We start from the raw sequence: 18,441 nt of genomic DNA, 5'->3' as shown, positions 1-18,441 counted from the left end.
CGGCTTTTTTCGGCTTGGCTTCGCACCGATCCGGCACCATGCAACAGACGCGAGTACGAAATCAGCATGCTGCCCAGTTCCTGCGCGACCATGGTCAACGGCGATGAACGGCGGCTGATCAGCCGGTTTTCCGCGCCGCCGACGATCCTCGCCGGACGGATGCTGACCCATTCGCAATCCGCCAGCTTGCGCACGGACGTGACATGCGCGAGCGGATGTCCCTTGCGCGCGATGATGCTGGCTTCCGAGCGGTACAAGCGCTCGATATTCAGATCAACGTCGCTGACTTGCGGCGCAATCGGGCACAGCGCGAAATCGAGCCGCCCATTGCGGATCTTCTCGATCAGCATCTTCGTCGAGATGCCGACCGTTCGCCTGCAATCGAAGAAGGGCTCGCGCATGTCGATCTTCAACCGCTGTTCGGCCATGTCGAAGACTATCGTTTCGGCACGCCCGGAGCATGGCTGGATGCGTCGCTGCTGCATCCGGCGATGCCGGGCAGGCGGGCGATCGAAGCGCTTTATCTGAGTCTGTTCGATCCGCGAGAGTAGGGCACGGCGGCATGTGGCGAGCCCGAAACGAGCAGCGCCTGAGCCCAGTGGATCTCCCCTTGCGCCGGATTGCAACGTGCGTGGCTCTTCAGTCGGTTCTCCCGCTGCTCACTCCCAGGGCATCGACCAGGTCCGCACGTTCGTATAGCTTTTCATGGCCTCGACCATGCCCTCCTTGTAGCCATTGCCCGAATCCTTGATGCCGCCGAACGGCGACATCTCCGTGCGATAGCCGGGCACTTCCCACACGTTCACGGTGCCGACCTCCAGTTCCTTCACGAAGCGCGTGATGTAGTCGAGCCGGTTCGTGCAGACGCCCGACGAAAGACCATAGTCGGTCGAGTTCGAAATCCGGATCACTTCATCGAGCACGTCCGGCACGCGAATGATGGGGATCACCGGGCCGAAGGTCTCTTCGTGCACCAGTTCGCAGTCGTATGGCACGTGGTCGACCACGGTCGGATGAAACAGCGCGCCCTGGCGCGGCGCGCCGTACAGCACGCGCGCGCCGCGCGCCTGTGCGTCGGCAACCCGACGCTCGAACAGTTGCGCGGCCGCCTCGTTGATCACGGTGCCGACGTCGACGGATGGGTCCATCGGATCGCCGCACTTCAGTTTCTTCGCATGCACGAGCACGCGTTCGACGAATTCATCGGCGACGCTTTGCACGACGAGAATCCGCTTGACCGCCGTGCAGCGCTGCCCGGAGTTCTTCGTTGCACCGGTCACCGCAAGCTGCGCGGCCTTGTCGAGGTCGGCATCCTCCATCACGATCAGCGGATCGTTGCCGCCGAGTTCCAGTACCGTGCGGCGATAGCCGGCGTGTTGCGCGATGTATTTGCCGACCCGCACGGAACCCGTGAACGTGATCAGATCCGCGTGCGGATCGGTGATCATCGCGTCGCCCATCGTGCGCGGATTGCCGGTGACGACGCTCAGCATCTCGGGCGGCAGGCCCGCTTCGTAGAGCACGTCGGCCAGCGCAAGCGCGGTAAGCGGTGTGAGTTCGGTGGGCTTGAGCACGACGCGGTTGTTGGTCGCGATGGCGGGCGCAAGCTTGTGGCTCACCATGTTCAACGGATGATTGAACGGCGTAATCGCCGAGATCACGCCGAGCAGCGGCAGCCGCGTCGTGAAGATCTTGCGGTTCTTGCCGTTTGGACTGATATCGCAGGAATAGATCTCACCGTCGTCCCTGCAGGTGAGTTGCGCCGCGAACGACCACACGTCGAAGGCCCGGCTCGCCTCATAGAGACCATCCTTCCAACACAGCCCCGATTCCGCGGTGATCAGGCGCGCGAAGTCTTCCTTGCGCTCGCTCAGCAATTCGGCCGTGCGCTGCAGGATGCGCTGGCGCTCGAAACGCGAGAGCCGCGGCTTGAATGCGTGCGCTTTCGCAAATGCCTCCTGTACATGCTCGGGACGGCCTGCGGGCACGGTCCCCACGACTTCGTTGGTGTACGGGTTCAATACGTCGATCAGTTCGTCGGTGCTCACGTGCCGGCCGGCGATGCGCATCGCTTCCTGCCTGACTGCGGGTTTGCTCATCACGTTCATCGAATACCTCGTCCAGTGATACGGTAGGGGCCGCGCGGCGCCGTGCTAATGCGACACGCGCGACACGCACGGGCCGTTGCGAGCAGGGTGCTATTCGGTGGTCTGCAGCACGTGGTTCAGCGCAACGTCGAAAATGTCGAAGTTGCGCAACGCGCGGTCCGCCGGCCAGTCGGTTTTGCGGTTGACGATCAGCGGCACGTTTTCTTCCGAGACGCCGCCGTGCGAGCGCAGCGGTTCGGTCAGCCCCGACAGGTCATGACGTTTCGCGCTGGTGCCGAACACTTTGGCGCGGGTGCCGATCACGACGATGTCGCCGATCCGGTCGGGCGGCAACTCGAAGCGCTCGCAAGCCTCGGCGCTCGTCAACGCGAGCTGGATACCGTCGGTCCGGCGCAGCCGTTCGAGCAGCTCCGATGCTTGCGCTGCGTCGACACCGTCGGGCAGATAGATCGTCGCGAAAGAACCCAGCGCGCCGTGATGCGCGACGTACGGATCGGTGATCGGCAGAATCACGCGCGAGCGTCCGGTGCCTGTCCATTCGTCGAACAGATCCTGCAGGTACAGCACGTCGGGGGCGCCATCCGCGCGATGTTTGTCGTTCATGCCGTGATCGGCGGTAATGGCGAGCACGCAGCCCGCCGCATCAAGTGCACCGACATAACGGTCGAACATCGCATAGAACGCGTTGGCTTTCGGTGAACCCGGCGCGGCCTTGTGCTGCACGTAATCGGTCGTCGACAGGTACATCAGGTCGGGCCGGAAGCTGTCGAGTAGCTTCACGCCCGCCGCGAATACGAACTCGGACAGGTCCGCCGAATACACATCGGGCAGCGGCCTGCCGACATACGCGAGCACGTCGCCCAGACCGTTGCGCTCGCGCGTTGCCTCGTTGGCTTTTTCGGCCGAGAAGGCGATCGCGTGCCCGCTCGCGAAGTCGAGCCCCTTGCCGAGCAGCGTACGCAGTTTGTCTTTCGCGGTGACCACCGCGACCCTGGCACCGGCATCGTGGAACACCGCGAACAGTGTCGGCGCGCGCAGGAAGCGCGCGTCGTTCATCATCACTTCTTCGCCGCTCGCGCGGTCGTAGAAGTAGTTGCCGGCGATGCCATGCACGTTCGGCGGCCGGCCCGTGACGATCGATAGATTGTTCGGGTTCGTGAAGCTCGGAATCACGCACTGCGCGATGCGGCTCGTGCCGGTGCGCAGCAGTTTCGCGAGATTGGGCGCGCGCCCGGCCTTCGCGGCTTCCTCGATATAGGCGGGCTCCGAACCGTCGAGGCAGATAACGACGACTGGCACCGAAGGAAACCGGTAATCGCGACCGTTGACGCTCAGTTCGGTATCGTGCAGCGTGCTCATCGGATCCTCCTTTGCCCCTTCAAGCGGTTCGGGCGACGGGCCGGCTCACGCCCATCTCATCGAGCACTTCGCCGATCGCGCCGAGCGCGGCGCGCATTTCGCGCTCGCCGAGATGGCCGATGCAGCCGATACGAAACGAGTCGGCCACCGTCAGCTTGCCCGGATAGATCACATAGCCGCGCGCTTTCAGGCTGTCGTAAAAGCGCTGGAATTCGAAGCGTGGGTCCTCCGGCATGTGGAAGGTCACGATGATCGGCGCTTGCAACGCTTCGGGCAGCAACGGCTTGAAGCCGAGCGCGCGCATCCCTTCGACGAGAATCCCGCAGTTGTTGCGATAGCGCGCACCACGTCCGGCGACGCCACCTTCGGCATCGAATTCCTGCAGTGCCTGATGGAACGCGACGATCACGTGGGTGGGCGGCGTGAAGCGGTACTGGCTGGTGTTTTCGAGGTTGGTCCATTGGTCGTGAAGATCGAGCACGAGCGTCGTCGCATTGCCCTTGGCGAGCGACAGCGCTTCGCGCCGGCAGATCACGAAGCCCAAACCCGGCACGCCTTCGATGCATTTGTTCGATGAAGCGGCGATGGCATCGATATGCATGGCCCGCACGTCGATAGGCAACGCGCCGAATGCGCTCATCGAATCGACCAGATAGCTCTTGCCGTGGCGGGCCGCGATTGCGCCGATCTGCGCAATCGGATTCAGGATGCCCGAGGTGGTTTCGCAGTGGACCACGAACACATGCGTGATCGACGGCGTGGCGGCCAGCACCTTCTCGATATGGGCGAGGTCGGGCGGCGTATCTTCGGCAGTTTCGTGCACAACGGTCTTGCGTCCGGCGATCTCGAGAATGCGTTTGGCACGCTTGCCGTAGGCGCCGTTGATCAGCACCAGCACTTCGCCGCCGGGCGGCACGAGGGTCGTGAGCATCGCTTCGACCGCGAAGGTACCCGAGCCTTGCATCGGCACGCTCACCCAGTCGTCCGCGCCATTGGCGATCGCGGTGAGGCGCGCCAGCACGGAGCGATTGATCTCGATGAAGTTGGCATCCCGGGAGCCCCAATCGTGAATCATCGCGGTCTTGACTGTGCGCGAGGTCGTGAGCGGGCCTGGCGTGAGCAATAGCGGATCGCCGGTTTCGGAACTAGCCGGCGAGGCGTGGGGGGAACCGGTCATCGATGTCTCCTGGAGGGCGATTCTGGTGCTGTGCGGGTGCTTTGCGGTGCTTGAAGCCACTTTGCTCACTTTACGGGTCGCAACAAATACAGTCAATACGCCATTATTTGCCACATATGTGAAGGCTGTGAGATGGTGGCTCGATGTGGTGGTGAAGGCTGCGACTGTTATGGCAGCGGCGTCTGTGATTGGGATAAATCTGCTCAGGGCAGGCGTGGAGGAGGGGGAGGCGAGCGGCTGGGAGCGGGTGAGCGGTGAGCGGGTCGGCCGCCCGCGGCCCCGCTCAGCGCGGACGAGGACCGCACTGCCGTCGCGAAGGCCCGCGCCTGCGCTCAGAAAAGCCGCATCAGCGCGAGGCCGGCCACCGTCAATGTGGCAGCCGCGGCACGCACGCGGCTGAAAGGCTCCTTCAGCACGTACACGGCGATGAAGCCGGCGAACACCACACTCGTCTCGCGGACCGCTGCGACGAGCGCGATCGGCGCGAGCGTCATCGCCCAGATCACGATCCAGTAGGCCGCCAGCGACATCGCGCCGCCCGCGAAACCCGGCAGCAGGAAACGCCGCATCGGCGCCATGCCGGCGAGTCCATGGCGGTACAGACACAGCGCCAGCATCGGCAAGGCATCGAAGACGAACAGAGTCGCCGCATAGGCATTCGGGCTGCCGGCCGCCCGCGCGCCCACGCCATCGACGACCGTGTATCCCGCAATCGTCATCGCCGTCAGCAGCGCGAAGCCGAGCGCGACGCGATTTTCCGCCGCGCTGTGATGATGGCCGCGGAGTGACAGCAGCAACACGCCGCTGCCGAGTAACACGACGCCTGCAATGCTGCCGGCGCTCATCGTCTCGCGCAGTATCGTCAGCGACACGAACGTGGTCATCAACGGAGCGCAGCCGCGCGCAATCGGGTAGATCTGGCTCATGTCGGCGCGACGGTACGCTTCGCTCAGACACACGTAGTAGCCGAAATGAAGCGCGACCGATGCCGCTACCCAAGGCCACGCGGCAGGGCGCGCGAGCCCGGTGAACAGCAGCGACGGCAGCGCTATCAAGCCGCACGCGATGCATAGCAAGGTCATCGCCAGAAAAGGATCGAGCCGCAGCTTGAGCAACGCGTTCCAGCCCGCATGCAGCAGTGCAGCCGACAGCACCGCGAAAAAGACCGGCAGTGTCATCGTCATGCTAATTGTGGTGACCGGCGGATGGTGATTTCGCGGCTATGTTCGACGCAGGCGCGTGCAATGACGCTAGATGGTTGTGCGAACCGGCTGGTCGACGTGATGCCTGGTGACTGGGCAATCCGCAGGATTTCGGCGCGGCGTAGCAACGGGTGCATGGTGAGTTGGGTGAAAAAGCAGGGAGAGGTTATCGCGCTGCCATGTCGCGCGGCACGCGACAGCAGGACGGATCGCCATTGCCACAAAGCCACAAAATAGCACATATATCCACAAAAACGCGCGCCGCGCGCGGCTGGTAGACCTTCGGTGGCTGCTGCCGGCGCGGCACCCACAGACCTGCGTCCGTCATCAGGTGCCCGCTCAAGCAGCGTCTGCAGCAACTGGTGATTGCTGCGTGCACCGCGCCGCTGAGAAACGAGGCCGGCGGCGCCTTCTTCGCGGTAGCGGATCACGAGCCATTCGACCTGCGCGGACTCAGACCCAACCGTTCCGCGGCGCGCCAGCTCATCAGGCGTGATCGGCTACCACTTTGATGCCTTCAGCCGGTCAAGCAGCATGAACCCGCGAACACGACATTTCAATTTAGCGGAAGAGGATCAACGCAAAGTTGATATGACATCGCTCGTCGCAGAATCCTTGTGCCACTGTGATCGAGACCGAATTGCATGCAAGCTTTAGGTGCAGATTGGCGCGGCGTTCGAGTGCCCCCGAGGGCCATACCTTCGCGCAGACAACGCGGTGCACCATGGCTTTGCTGGGTGATTGCGCGAGAGAAGGATCGCCTGATCTCAGTTGATGCTTGCCCAGCCAAAGATGATGGCGGAGCAAGGAGTTGAGAATCGCAGCCTTATGTGACGAGCACATCTTCTTTGATTGACGCGCAGAGCAGCGGAAATAGAAAAGTGACCGAACGGGAGTTGGCTTCCTGTCCGGTCACACGATTTTTCACACGACGATGGGTAAACCCGGCGGCGCGTTCGGTCAGAACGTATGGAAAAGGCCGATGCGTGTGAGCACCTGTGAACGGGTCGAGGACGGACCTGCGGCACCGAGCACGAAGGCATTGTCGAGTCCTGTACCCGTCGTTCCGCCGCTCACGTGCTGATAGGCTACTTGCGTATACACACTGGTGCGCCGCGAGAGGGAATAGTTCAGCATGAGAGCGCCCTGGTTCCAGTCGGGCTTTGCATTCGTCGCGCCCGCGCTATAGTGTCCTCGGGTGAACGTATACATTGCGACGGCAAACAGGGCAGGGTTGAACTGGTATTTCGCGTTGACTTCGAAATTGTCGAACTTCAGAGACTGGGCGCTAGCGCCGAACGGCCCGGTATAGATTGACGACACTGGATCGTCAAAGGACGAGTGCGTGTACACCACGCCGAGCGCAACGGAATTAAATGTGTATTTCGCACCTGCTCCATAGACGCGCTGACGTTTCGCGATAAAGTTCACGTCGCCATACGCACCTACGCCATTGAGACCCGGCATGGCCCCCCCTTGGTTCGCCCCCCCATTGTTCGCCTGGAAGTACGCTGCGCCGAGGTCTAACGCTCCTGTGGTATAGGTGATGCCCGCGCTGAAGGCACGATTGTTGGCGAATCCGCCGGCCTGATTGCTGAAACCGTAGAGACCGCTGAATTGAAGCCCATTGAACCTCGGACTCAAGTACTTTACTGAGTTGTTGACGCGAAACGTGTCATCGGTGTTGTCGTTGTCAAACGGGTGGGAGAAGGGCCAGCCGGCGTACGAGCCATTCATGGTCAGCGGTCCAATCATGTCCGCGACGGTGTCATATTGCCGCCCAAACGTCAGGGTACCAAGCGTATCACTTTGCAGACCCACGTACGACTGACGCGCAAACATTTCACCCGAGACGAGCGATCGTCCGTTATCAAGCAGGAAGCCGGTTTCCAGGCGGAAAATTGCCTTCATGCCGCCACCGAGATCTTCCGATCCCAGCAGGCCCCACCGATCACCTGCGACCCAGCCGTTCTGCGTATTCCAGGACGACTTGCCGCTTGCGTTGTTCGTATAACCGATCCCTTCGTCGATCAGCCCATAGAGGGTGACACTACTTTGGGCGATGGCGCTCATCGAGATGAAAGCCGGGATTGCAAATATACAGTACTTCTTCATGTCATCCTCCTATGTGTGAAACTATGTGATAAAAGCTTTTTCTACTAAGGTTTTTCAATAAAAGCGGTTGTGCTGATTTACCTGTAGGGGCGAGCGCGTCGTCTAAAAGCGAGCGTGATCTGTCGGCGATCCCGTGGCGCAGAACCCGTGTCGTGTCTGCTCTTCATTGGATGCGTGAACGGTCCCCGTAGCTGGGGATGCCAGACGTTCGGATGAAAAATCGCAGAGCAATTTATCAATAACATTTGGCATCCTTAATAAATTTCGAATATTTTCAATTTAGGTAAGATTCGCAGTTATCGCAGTAAGTCAATGCCAGGAATACAGGTAGATCAACTGGTGGAAGTTCACCGTGCATGTCCGCGATTGCATTTCACAAACAGCATTCCGGATGACCGGCTCACCCGTGTGCCCCGTCTCGCAGATTACGCGTACGATCACCTGCTTTAACAGCGGCCTTCCTGAGCTTCTGGCCGCCGTGGCACGCGTGTGGCATGCTTCCTGATGAGTACGTGTACTGTCGGGCGACCCGAAATACATGATGTGGGCTGGGCCTATCCAGATGAAAGATCGCTAAATTCCGCCGCGAGCGCGGGATATTTGGGGGGCACTTAATCTGTAAATGTGTCTGTAACTCCAAAAAATCTCGATCTGAGAAAAAAATCCAGGAGATCCGTTGACTACGAGTGATTCGGTGCGAGTGCTGCTGCTGATAGTCAACCGTCACCTATGTCAATCTAAATACTTCCACTGCATGATCAAGCTCGGTGACCTGATCGTTCAGCGCGTTCGCTGCGGCGGCTGCTTCTTCAACCAATGCCGCGTTCTGTTGTGTGACGCCATCGATCTGTGACATTGCTGTGCCGATTTGATCGAGGCTTAATGTTTGCTCTTGGGACGAAAGACTGATCTCACCCATAATCGAAGCGACGTGTCGAACGCGTGACACAACTTCGTCGATAGTCTTTCCTGCATTGTCCACGAGAGCACTTCCGCGGCCGACCTGCTCGGCCGAATCATCGATGAGCGTTTTGATGTCTTTCGCAGCAGTGGCACAGCGCTGCGCGAGCGAGCGCACTTCTCCCGCCACAACGGCGAAACCTCTGCCATGTTCGCCGGCTCTAGCGGCTTCGACTGCTGCATTCAGCGCGAGGATGTTAGTCTGGAAGGCAATGCTCTCGATCAGGCTAATGATGTTCACAACTTTGCCGGACGAAGCGGTGATCGCCGACATCGTGCTTACGACCTGGAACACAGCCTGTCCGCCTTTCATCGCGACCTCAGACGCCGTGATTGCAAGTTCGTTGGCCTGTTGTGCGTTCTCTGTATTCTGTTTCACGCGATCGAGCAGTTCGCGCATACTTGCCGACGTTTCTTCGAGCGACGCCGCTTGCTGTTCGGTGCGTGCAGATAGATCGAGGTTACCAGTCGCAATTTCCTGCGTGGCAGTGCCCACCGCGCTTGCAGTCGTTTTGACCTGTGAGATCAATCCGGTGAACTGGTGGATCAACTCGTTGAATGCCGTGGCCGCGCGGCCGATTTCGTCCATACGCTCAACTGGCGCGCGTTTGGTTAGATCAAGCGTATGGGCGATGGATTGAAGGGTGTCCTCGATGCCGGATATGTTTCGACCGGTCGTCTGCAGCTGCTTCCAACCATATGTACCCACGATCAGAAGGCCGCCGACAACAACGGACACCATCATCGTCATCATACGATAGTACGACTGCACGTTGCGTTCGTTGGCAATCTCGGCCTCGGAGCGGAGCATCGCACTTAGCTTCACGACACTTTGGAAGAGCGAGACACCGTACGGGCGGACCTCATCCGTTTCAGCGGACAGCGCTGCATCTACATTGCCCGCCTGAAACAGTTGCACTGCTTTCAGGAAAGCCTGCCGGAATTTCTCGTGATCACGTAGTACATCATTGACAATTGGCTGGATGGTGATCGCCTTCTCGTTCGCAACGAATCGGTTGAATTCTTCATCACTGTCCTTCTGGAGTTTTTCAATGAGATCGAGTCGATCATTGCGCGTCGCCGCATCCGAAGCACTGATGGCCTCCATCAACTGGATTACCTCGACCAGCGTCGTGATGTACGAGCTTTCGATCGCCTGACCTGGCTTCGTAAGTTTCTCGAACGTGTACTGGCTGTGCTCATTTGCCTGCAGGATCCCCTGGATTCCAATCCCTGCTGTGACGATTGTCATCAATGCGAGCAGCACAAACACCAAGCTCAATCGCTGCTTCAGACTGAGACCCGGAAGGTGCGTCATGACAGCTTTCAGGTTGTTCTTGAACATGGTCCAGTGCTCGATGGCATGACGTTAATAAGATGGCGAATTTTGGAGAAACCGTTTGACTGTAGATAGCTTGGGCATCTCGTGTCACGGACTCTGCTCGCAAAGCATTTGCTCGTGCGCATACCGGACGTTAGGATGCAGCCACCTCGTTGAATCGACAGGATCAGACGGCAAGCGGTGAATCGACGAGAATTCAGATAACGAGCCGGAGGCTCACAGCGCCAGGCTGAAGCATGGACGAACGGCATAGATCTCCTGGTTCCAAACCCGCAATGTGCTTTTAATGGCAGGCCGTGTCGCGTACATGACCATCACCGCGTAGTACACGAGTGCGCGGACTAGGGCAGCAATGGCAAGTGCGGGCGATTTCGGAAAGATATAAAGCCCGAAGTCACTGCATGACAAGGGTACTCTGGGCTGGATTCTGCATCGATCGTAAAATTACGGATTGACTTTACGCGCATTTTTGTTGACATTACGCGCAATTCCTGCGGAGAGCGTCATGCCCGGTCACTACGTCAGAAGTTCAGCCCTTGTGGGGTCAATTCCTCTGATCGAGGGTCTCGGCGGCGACGCGAAAGAAGTGGCGAACGCTGTCGGACTCGATTTCCGCACATTGACTGATCCCGATCTGCCCGTACTCGTTTCACAGATATTCGAGTTCTATGAGTATGTTGCCGCGGAGTTCCGATGTCGAAATTTCGGGCTACTCATGGCAAGCCGGGCGAACATGGCCGTGCTTGGCCCCTTGTGGATCCTGCTTCGGCAGGCGCAGACGATCGGGCAGATGGTTGAAGACCTGGTGAACCACTTCAACATCTACACGCGAGATGTCGATATGTCGCTCACTCGGCAGCCGGGCGGTCAGTTGCTGACGTGGACAGCGTTGCCAGGAGCAGGAGGCCGTGACGTTCAGGTTGCGGAGTACTCACTCGCGGTGACATGCACGGATCTCAGGTCGCATGCACCGAGCCAGTGGGAGCCCAAGCGGGTCTACTTTCGGCATTCCAAGCCGCGGGATATCAAGACACATCAGAAGGTATTCGGCCCGAATGTTCTGTTCGATCAGGAGTTCAACGGGATCTTCCTTGAAAATGCGGTTCTTGACACTCGGCTACGCTCCGCGGGGTCTCGAACACGCACTCTGCTGGCCCGTATCCTTCGAAGCGAGGAGGGATCTCCCGATGCCGGGCTCATCGATCAGGTCGACGCCACTATGCGGGTAATGATTCCATACGGGCCGTGCACGTTGGCAGACGTTAGTCAGGCCATGGGCATGGCGCCACGTACGTTGCAGTTGCATCTGCAGTCTCTTGGCGCGGGTTTCAAGGAGCTCAAGGATGCCGTGCGCGCGGATCTGGCAATGAAGTATCTGCGGGATTCGAGCCTCGACGTGTCTGAGATTGCAGAGATCCTGGGTTATTCGGAGACAAGTGCGCTGAGTCGTTCGTTTCGTCGTTGGTACGGAAAGTCGCCAACGAGTGTCAGATAGATGGCGTCAGAATCGGTTTCCGCTCTGTCTCAGGGCCGCTTAGGTTGAGATCAAGAAGCTTTGGGTTTGGGTTGTCAGCGGGGACCACCTCCGGATAAGGATGACGTGATCGACATTGGCGATCCGTTCATTCGCGGCGAGACAATCGAGAGTTTTCTTTCGATCTTGATATGAGTGAAACGCGTTAGCCTGCTGCATAGCTGCTCACCTAAGTGAGAGTTACAGTGACACAAAGATCGAACGCGTTGCCTCGCAAGCTGAACCGTCTACTGACGGGCGCGTTGGTGATGACAGACACCCGACCTCGATGACATCGAGACAACCCCTTTGAAGAGCGCTGACCAGCAGGTACACGTAATTTACGGGCTGCCGCGCGGGCTCTATGTGTCGCACGCACAACTGTTCGATCGTTGGAAAACACGTGGCCTAAGAGTATAGGTCTGGGTTCGGCCCAAACTCACATCCATGAAGTTCTAGTTGCATCTGTTGTGCATCTTTGTTTCCCCTCGACACCGGATAAATCTGGAGCGGCATTTCTGGCGCCGGCTGACCGATTTATCAGGCGGTCCGTGCGTTCTCACTTCAGATAGCTCGCATTCCCTACGGGTCTCTCTTCCAACCTCAATCTGAACCAAAGCCATCGGCAGCGAGTTGCGCGTAATGTCAACCTTATTGCGCCTTAAGTCAATCTAAAAGCCGACTGCCGAGGCAGAATCCCGTCACGGTATCTCCAACGATTCCGCAAGGACAAACTCAGCAAACGGTCCGCCGGACGCTAATTCTCAGTAACGCAAGGAGACATGATGGGCAGCGAATTCAACACAAAGAGCGCTTCGCGCTCGGCCGCAACCGATCACGATGTCGTGATCATTGGCGCGGGATTTACGGGGCTGTACGCCGTCCACCGGTTGCGCGACAAGCTGAACATGCGTGTTCAGGCCTTCGAATCAGGTTCGGGCGTCGGCGGCACGTGGTTCTGGAATCGTTACCCGGGCGCACGCTGTGACTTCGAGAGCATTCATTATTCGTTTTCGTTCTCCAAGGAACTTCAGCAGGAATGGAAGTGGAGCGAGCGCTTCGCTTCGCAGCCGGAAATTCTGGAGTATCTGCAGCACGTTGCGACCCGCTTCGATCTGGAGCGCAGCTTCCAGTTCAATACACAGGTTACCGCGATGCGCTGGAACGACGTCAACAATTACTGGACGGTCGAGACGGACGACGGGAAGACCTGCACGGCGCGCTTCGTGATCTCAGGTGTGGGCAATCTCTCCGTACCGAAGGAGCAGGACTTCCCGGGTGCCGAAGTATTCAAGGGAGATATATACAACACCGGCCGCTGGCCGCATACCCCGGTGGACTTCACTGGCAAGCGCGTGGGCATCATTGGCACCGGCGCAAGCGGCATTCAGGCGATTCCGATGATCGCCAAGCGGGCGAAGCATCTGACCGTGTTCCAGCGCACGCCGAACTTTGCCGCGCCGCTGCGCAACGTTCCGATGACCGACGAGGAAATGGACGACGTGCGCAGTCGCTACGACGAACTGCGCGACGCTTCACGCAACAACTTCATCGGTGCACCGTATGAGCCGCCCCAGGAGTCCGCGATGGCCCTGAGCGCTGAGGAGCGTCGTGCGGTCTACGACCGTTACTACGATGGTGGCGGCTTCCGCATGCTCGCGTCGACCTTCCAAGATCTGCTCATTGATCGCGCAGCCAACGACACGGTGGCGGACTACCTTCGCGAGCGCATCGCCGAGCGCGTACAGGATCCGGCGGTTGCGGAACTCCTCTCGCCACGTGACCATGCCTACGGCACGAAGCGCCCGCCGTTCGAAAGCAACTACTACGAGGCATTCAACCGTGACAACGTCAAGCTCGTCGACGTCAAGAAAAACCCGATCCAATGCATCACGGAAAAGGGCGTTTGCACGGAAGACGCGGAGTACGAGTTCGACGTCATCGTCCTGGCGACCGGGTTCGACGCCTTCACGGGTCCGCTGCTGAACCTGGGTATTGAAGGGCGAGACGGCCTGAAACTGTCGGAGCGCTGGTCGGATGGCCCGAAGACCTATTTGGGATTGGCCGCCCATGGTTTCCCGAACCTCTTCATGCTGATGGGCCCTCAGAGCGCAGCTGCAATCTACAACAACCCGCTTGCGATCGAGGATCACGTTGAGTTTGCATCGGACCTGATCGAGCACATGCAGAAGAACGCCTTCACGACATTCGAAGTGAGTGCTAATGCGGAAGCGGAGTGGGGTGCGCACATCCAGGAAGTGGCAAGCCACACCCTTTTCCCGACGACGCAGTCTGCATACAACGGCGCAAACATTCCTGGCAAACCACGCGTACTGATGATCTACGTCGGTGGCGCGCCAGCGTACCGCAAGATTTGCGCGGATGTCGTCGAGGCAAACTATAGAGGTTTCGATATCACCGGGAAGAGGCGCGGTTGAGCTGGTCGCCTTGCATGGCGATAAAGAGGCACTCTCGTTGTATCGGGTTGTTGCAGCTGCCATTGAATAGTTGCTGCCAAGGTTGGGCCGGGCATATCAGCACGTGGATATGTCCGCCCCGCTTTCATCCAACGTAGCTTTGCCATTAACGGCCCCTGACCTTCCCGTAGGTTTGTCAGGTACTCCCTGTTAGATGGGCGACCGCCGACCACATCGGGCGATGACCTCTCGGATCAATCGTCGGTTCGTGGGCTCGCAAGGCCAATACCGCAGATTTACGCTCAGCGCACTGCGGAAGGCAATAGGAGACATCATGGCATTTGACGGATCAAAAATCAGAAACCTGCTCGACAGAGTCGCATCAAACGGATCGGTGCACGGCATAGCGGCAGTCGTCGTTGACCGTAATGGTCAGATCTTTCACCATGCCGCTGGCGAAGCAAGCGAGCGCTCGATGTTTCGCAACGCGTCGCTGACAAAGGCGTCAGTGACGATGGGTGCCCTGCAACTTGTGGAGCGAGGACTTCTCGCACTTGATACGACCGTTGAATCCATCCTTCCGGAGTTTGGCAAGTTGCAGGTTTTGGACGGCTTTGACGGTGACAAGCCACGCCTGCGCGATCCGGCGATCGCCGCCACTGTGCGCCATCTGATGACGCACACCGCGGGCCTCGCGTACTTCTTCTTCAACGAGAAGCTTCTGCATTATCACGGTGTGACGGGCGAGCCCACACCGATGACGGGCCTACGACGCAGTCTGATGTCTCCGCTCGTGAACGACCCCGGTACGGCGTGGACCTACGGCGTCAGCACCGACTGGCTCGGGCTCGTTATCGAAAACATCACAGGAAAGCGCCTTAGCGAATACTTGCAGGAAAACGTCTACGGGCCGCTTGGCATGAAAGACACCACCTTCGCGCCTAGCGACGTACAGCGCGCGCAGTTGCTGCGCGTGATGCAGCGTCGGACGGATGGTGCTCTCGCGCCCTCCGAAGTTGACCTCGCGCCTGCACCTGAATGGGATGCAGGGGGGCATGGTTCCTACGGAACCGTGCAGGATTTCGGACGTCTGGTTCAGGCATGGCTGGCCATAACGCCAGGTGTCCTCGAGCCTGCAACGCTTGACTTGGCATTGGAGAACCATCTGGGCTCAGTCACGCTGCCAGATCTTATGCAATCGTCGGCTCCGATCCTGTCGAACGACGTGCCGGCCGCACCCGTGGAGCAGGGCTGGGGTCTTGGTTTTCACCTGACGCTAGCTGATATCCCAGGGCTGCGCAGCGCCAAGTCTGCCGATTGGGCGGGCGTTTTCAACTCTTACTTCTGGATGGACCGTAAAAAGGGAGTTGGCGGCGTATTAATGACGCAGTTGCTCCCATTTTTCGATACGGCTGTCGTCGACACTTTTATGGAGTTCGAGATGGAGGTCTACAGGGAGACGAACTTGCGTGCCTCTGCAGCATGAAGACGGGCCTGATAGCCGATCTCACTGGTGAAACTCTAACCCTGGCAGAGTGACCAGAACCGGCCATAACGCCAGCGCTTACGGCGAGCGGTCTCCCACATTATTTTTTGCGCACGGCCACGTTGAGTCGTGCATGTGAGCCATCTGCATGACGCGTAACCATCAAGTGACGAGCAGACGTTCGTCTCATGCCCTGTCGGCTGCGCGTCGTGCGCTCTAACCGGAGACGAAAATTCCTTACCTGATCGAAACTTGGGATAAGCCGGACAGTATTCCGCTTCGCATGAAGCATCGGCCGGATCACCTCGAGTACCTCGCGAACAACGCGAGCCTGCTGCTGGCTTCGGGTGCGAAGCTCAATGATGATGGAAAGGATGTCGGTGGCGGAATCTATATCGTGGATACCGATTCACGAAACGAAGCGACCGCTTTCATCGAAGCCGATCCGTTTTTCAAAGCGGGACTCTTCGAGCATATAAGTATCGTCAGGTGGCGTAAGGCATACCTTGCGAACGTCTGCTTTCTCTGATCGTGCGCAACGGCTCTGACTGTCTTAACTTTGCTAGTACAAAAGGGTACAACCGTGCAATACGCTGCCTTGAAGCAAACCCAAGTCCGCTACCGGGTCGCTGGGGATCTGACAAAATAATTCTTTCCAAATCGATTGCCCCCGACCTGTCGATGTGGGATGCCCGGAGCGGAGCATTCTCCTGGCGGTATCGTTTATTGCCGTACGACACGATGGGCACGAGCAGTCATACCGCCGGCGAATTCGCATTCCAGTCAGACGTCGTGCGGCAACGTCGTCGACCTGCTTGATCACCTCGAGATGGCGCGCTCATTTCTGCGGTAACTCGACTAGAGGTCCGCTCGTCAGCCGACGGTCGCTGCGCATAGCGATCGGTCCCAACCCAGGGCCGCGGTCCAGCGCTCACCGGCTATAGATCAGGTGCGGTCTCGCGGGCTAACCTTGTGGAACATGCTCAGGACAATGGTACGCAGTTCATCAGAAATAGAGGTATAGCGATGCGGTGGATGCACAGACCGGAAGGCTCCAACTGGGGTGAATTCGGAGAAGACGACCAGTTGGGAAGGGTCAACCTCATTGGCCCCGAGCAGGTACGCAAAGGTGCGTTTGAGGTGCAAGCGGGACTGAGCTTCTCGCTATCGATGCCCCTGGACTATCCGGGGGAGAGCAAGCTCAACTCGAGACGACATCCGCCGGTGTTGCGCCCGACTTTTGGCGACGGACTTCCCTATGTGAACTTCCCGTTCTCGCGAAACGACGAACATGCGACGGACGTCGTGAGCGACGATCAGGTGCTTCTTTCGCTGCAGTATTCGACCCAGTGGGACTCTCTCGCGCATGTGGGTGCGAAGTTTGACGCCGACGGTGACGGTATCGCGGAAAGCGTGTATTACAACGGCTACAGGGCAGATCACGACATCGTCGGGCCCGTTATTTACTCGAACCAAGACGGTCTAACGGCCCGTCCCTGTGACGGCTTCCATAGCCACGCCCATGCCCTTGGCATCGAGAACCTGGCGGTCAAGGGTATGCAAGGTCGCGGGATCCTAGTGGACTTTGTCGAGCATCACGAATACGACCGCATCGATATCGGGTACGACGCGCTTATGCGCATCCTTGACAAAGACAGGATCGAGGTCGAGCGCGGTGACATGCTGCTACTTCGCACGGGCTTTTCCGATCTCATCATGCAGATGAACCGACGACCGGACCAAGCCGTACTGGACAGTCACTGTGGAGCGCTGGACGGCCGGGACCAAAGGCTCCTTCAATGGATCACGGACTCGGGTATCGCAGCCCTTGCTGCTGACAACTACGCGGTTGAACGCTATCCAGCTCGCACCCCGCCGAAGTCAGGTGAATCGCCACTGATGCCACTGCATCATCACTGTCTTTTTAAGCTCGGGCTGCCGCTCGGCGAGCTCTGGTATCTGCGCGATCTGGCAGAGTGGTTGCGAGGGCATGGGCGATCTCGTTTCATGTTGACTGCGCCTCCTTTGAGACTTTCAGGCGCAATGGGCTCTCCGGTCACGCCGATTGCGACAGTCTGACGGCCTCGGTTAGATATTCATTGACTACCGTTTGACGGAATGAGTACAGATAGCGAATTATCTGCGACTCGTGACTGTCAATTCGTCCGCGACTTTCCGCATGAGTCATGCGTTAAACAACGCGCGGTGTTGCGAAAGCTCGATCCAGACTAAGAAGCCTTAACAAGTGCGACGCGTGTCGCCGTCCGCCGGACGTAAATCGGTAAGTAGTGGATGGCAAAGCTCTTCTGTGCCTTGTCACATTAAGCTACCTGGAACATCGGAGATGTGAAGCCGTGACCTGCTGTACGACCAGCAGTTGCCTACCTGAACACGCGACCGGTAACGGTCGGGTTCGAAGCTTCGGGGACAACGTACCCTCCTTATGGACGACTCATCCGGGTGACCGGAAAGCGGGCGACACGGCCAGCAGCCGTGCGGTGTGGGGGCCAGGCAAGATCCGCATGCGCAACGTAAGTGAACTGTTGCAAACTTCGTCAGCTTCAAAGAGCCAAAGCTGCTGAGAGGCTCTGAACAAAATGGTGAACGGCCGGTTGCATCCCTTTGTTATGGATGCACGTCGTCGAAGCGACGTCGGGGAATAGACAGGTGCTAAACGGATAGGCCCGGGAGTGCATAGGGGTTCAATATTTGCCTCAGCCTGAAAGAGTGCTGACGTGCGCGTGGTGCGGCGGTCGTTGGCC

General features: G+C 58.8%; 11 protein-coding genes and 2 pseudogenes. 5 read left to right on the top strand and 8 right to left on the bottom strand.

What is annotated here, in order from left to right:
• Positions 1 to 212: 212 nt before the first annotated feature.
• From L0U82_RS40005 to L0U82_RS25315, 8 genes and pseudogenes are all read right to left on the bottom strand, one after another.
• Positions 213 to 350 (bottom strand): annotated as a pseudogene (locus L0U82_RS40005) (LysR family transcriptional regulator); the annotation flags it as partial.
• Between the two features lie 309 nt (positions 351 to 659).
• Positions 660 to 2,108 (bottom strand): phosphonoacetaldehyde dehydrogenase, encoded by a 1,449-nt coding sequence (gene phnY / locus L0U82_RS25345; protein ID WP_233835487.1) that lies wholly within the window; start codon positions 2,106 to 2,108, stop codon positions 660 to 662.
• Positions 2,109 to 2,198: 90 nt separating this feature from the next.
• Positions 2,199 to 3,467: a phosphonoacetate hydrolase gene (gene phnA / locus L0U82_RS25340; RefSeq protein ID WP_233835485.1), complete on the bottom strand. Its 1,269-nt coding sequence runs from the start codon at positions 3,465 to 3,467 to the stop codon at positions 2,199 to 2,201.
• A gap of 19 nt (positions 3,468 to 3,486) precedes the next feature.
• Positions 3,487 to 4,644, bottom strand: a complete 1,158-nt coding sequence (locus L0U82_RS25335; RefSeq protein ID WP_233835483.1) for a 2-aminoethylphosphonate--pyruvate transaminase — start codon at positions 4,642 to 4,644, stop codon at positions 3,487 to 3,489.
• A 332-nt stretch (positions 4,645 to 4,976) separates the two neighbouring features.
• Positions 4,977 to 5,828: an EamA family transporter gene (locus L0U82_RS25330; RefSeq protein WP_233835481.1), complete on the bottom strand. Its 852-nt coding sequence runs from the start codon at positions 5,826 to 5,828 to the stop codon at positions 4,977 to 4,979.
• Between the two features lie 274 nt (positions 5,829 to 6,102).
• A pseudogene (locus L0U82_RS25325) lies at positions 6,103 to 6,333 on the bottom strand (ISNCY family transposase); the annotation flags it as partial.
• Positions 6,334 to 6,806: 473 nt separating this feature from the next.
• Positions 6,807 to 7,961, bottom strand: a complete 1,155-nt coding sequence (locus tag L0U82_RS25320) for a porin (protein WP_233835479.1) — start codon at positions 7,959 to 7,961, stop codon at positions 6,807 to 6,809.
• A 727-nt stretch (positions 7,962 to 8,688) separates the two neighbouring features.
• The gene (locus tag L0U82_RS25315) at positions 8,689 to 10,266 is read right to left on the bottom strand and encodes a methyl-accepting chemotaxis protein (protein WP_233835477.1); all 1,578 of its coding nucleotides are present in this window, start codon (positions 10,264 to 10,266) and stop codon (positions 8,689 to 8,691) included.
• A 502-nt stretch (positions 10,267 to 10,768) separates the two neighbouring features.
• Here L0U82_RS25315 and L0U82_RS25310 point away from each other — a divergent pair.
• The 5 genes from L0U82_RS25310 to L0U82_RS25290 all read left to right on the top strand — a co-directional run bounded on the left by L0U82_RS25310 (position 10,769) and on the right by L0U82_RS25290 (position 17,758).
• Positions 10,769 to 11,758, top strand: coding sequence for an AraC family transcriptional regulator (locus L0U82_RS25310; RefSeq protein WP_233835476.1), 990 nt, complete (start codon positions 10,769 to 10,771; stop codon positions 11,756 to 11,758).
• Positions 11,759 to 12,561: 803 nt separating this feature from the next.
• A complete protein-coding gene (locus L0U82_RS25305) occupies positions 12,562 to 14,214 on the top strand; it encodes a flavin-containing monooxygenase (RefSeq protein ID WP_233835475.1) in 1,653 nt (550 codons plus the stop codon).
• Between the two features lie 313 nt (positions 14,215 to 14,527).
• Positions 14,528 to 15,679: a serine hydrolase domain-containing protein gene (locus L0U82_RS25300; RefSeq protein ID WP_233835474.1), complete on the top strand. Its 1,152-nt coding sequence runs from the start codon at positions 14,528 to 14,530 to the stop codon at positions 15,677 to 15,679.
• 232 nt (positions 15,680 to 15,911) lie between these two features.
• The gene (locus L0U82_RS25295; protein ID WP_233837492.1) at positions 15,912 to 16,208 is read left to right on the top strand and encodes a YciI family protein; all 297 of its coding nucleotides are present in this window, start codon (positions 15,912 to 15,914) and stop codon (positions 16,206 to 16,208) included.
• A 497-nt stretch (positions 16,209 to 16,705) separates the two neighbouring features.
• Positions 16,706 to 17,758 carry a cyclase family protein gene (locus tag L0U82_RS25290; RefSeq protein WP_233835473.1) on the top strand — a complete coding sequence of 351 codons (1,053 nt, stop codon included), beginning with the start codon at positions 16,706 to 16,708 and terminating at the stop codon, positions 17,756 to 17,758.
• Positions 17,759 to 18,441: the final 683 nt, after the last annotated feature.

It is taken from the genome of Paraburkholderia sp. ZP32-5, assembly GCF_021390495.1.
Classification (GTDB): domain Bacteria; phylum Pseudomonadota; class Gammaproteobacteria; order Burkholderiales; family Burkholderiaceae; genus Paraburkholderia.
The sequence above is the reverse complement of the archived record's forward strand: the minus strand, read 5'-3'. Positions and strand labels throughout refer to the sequence as shown.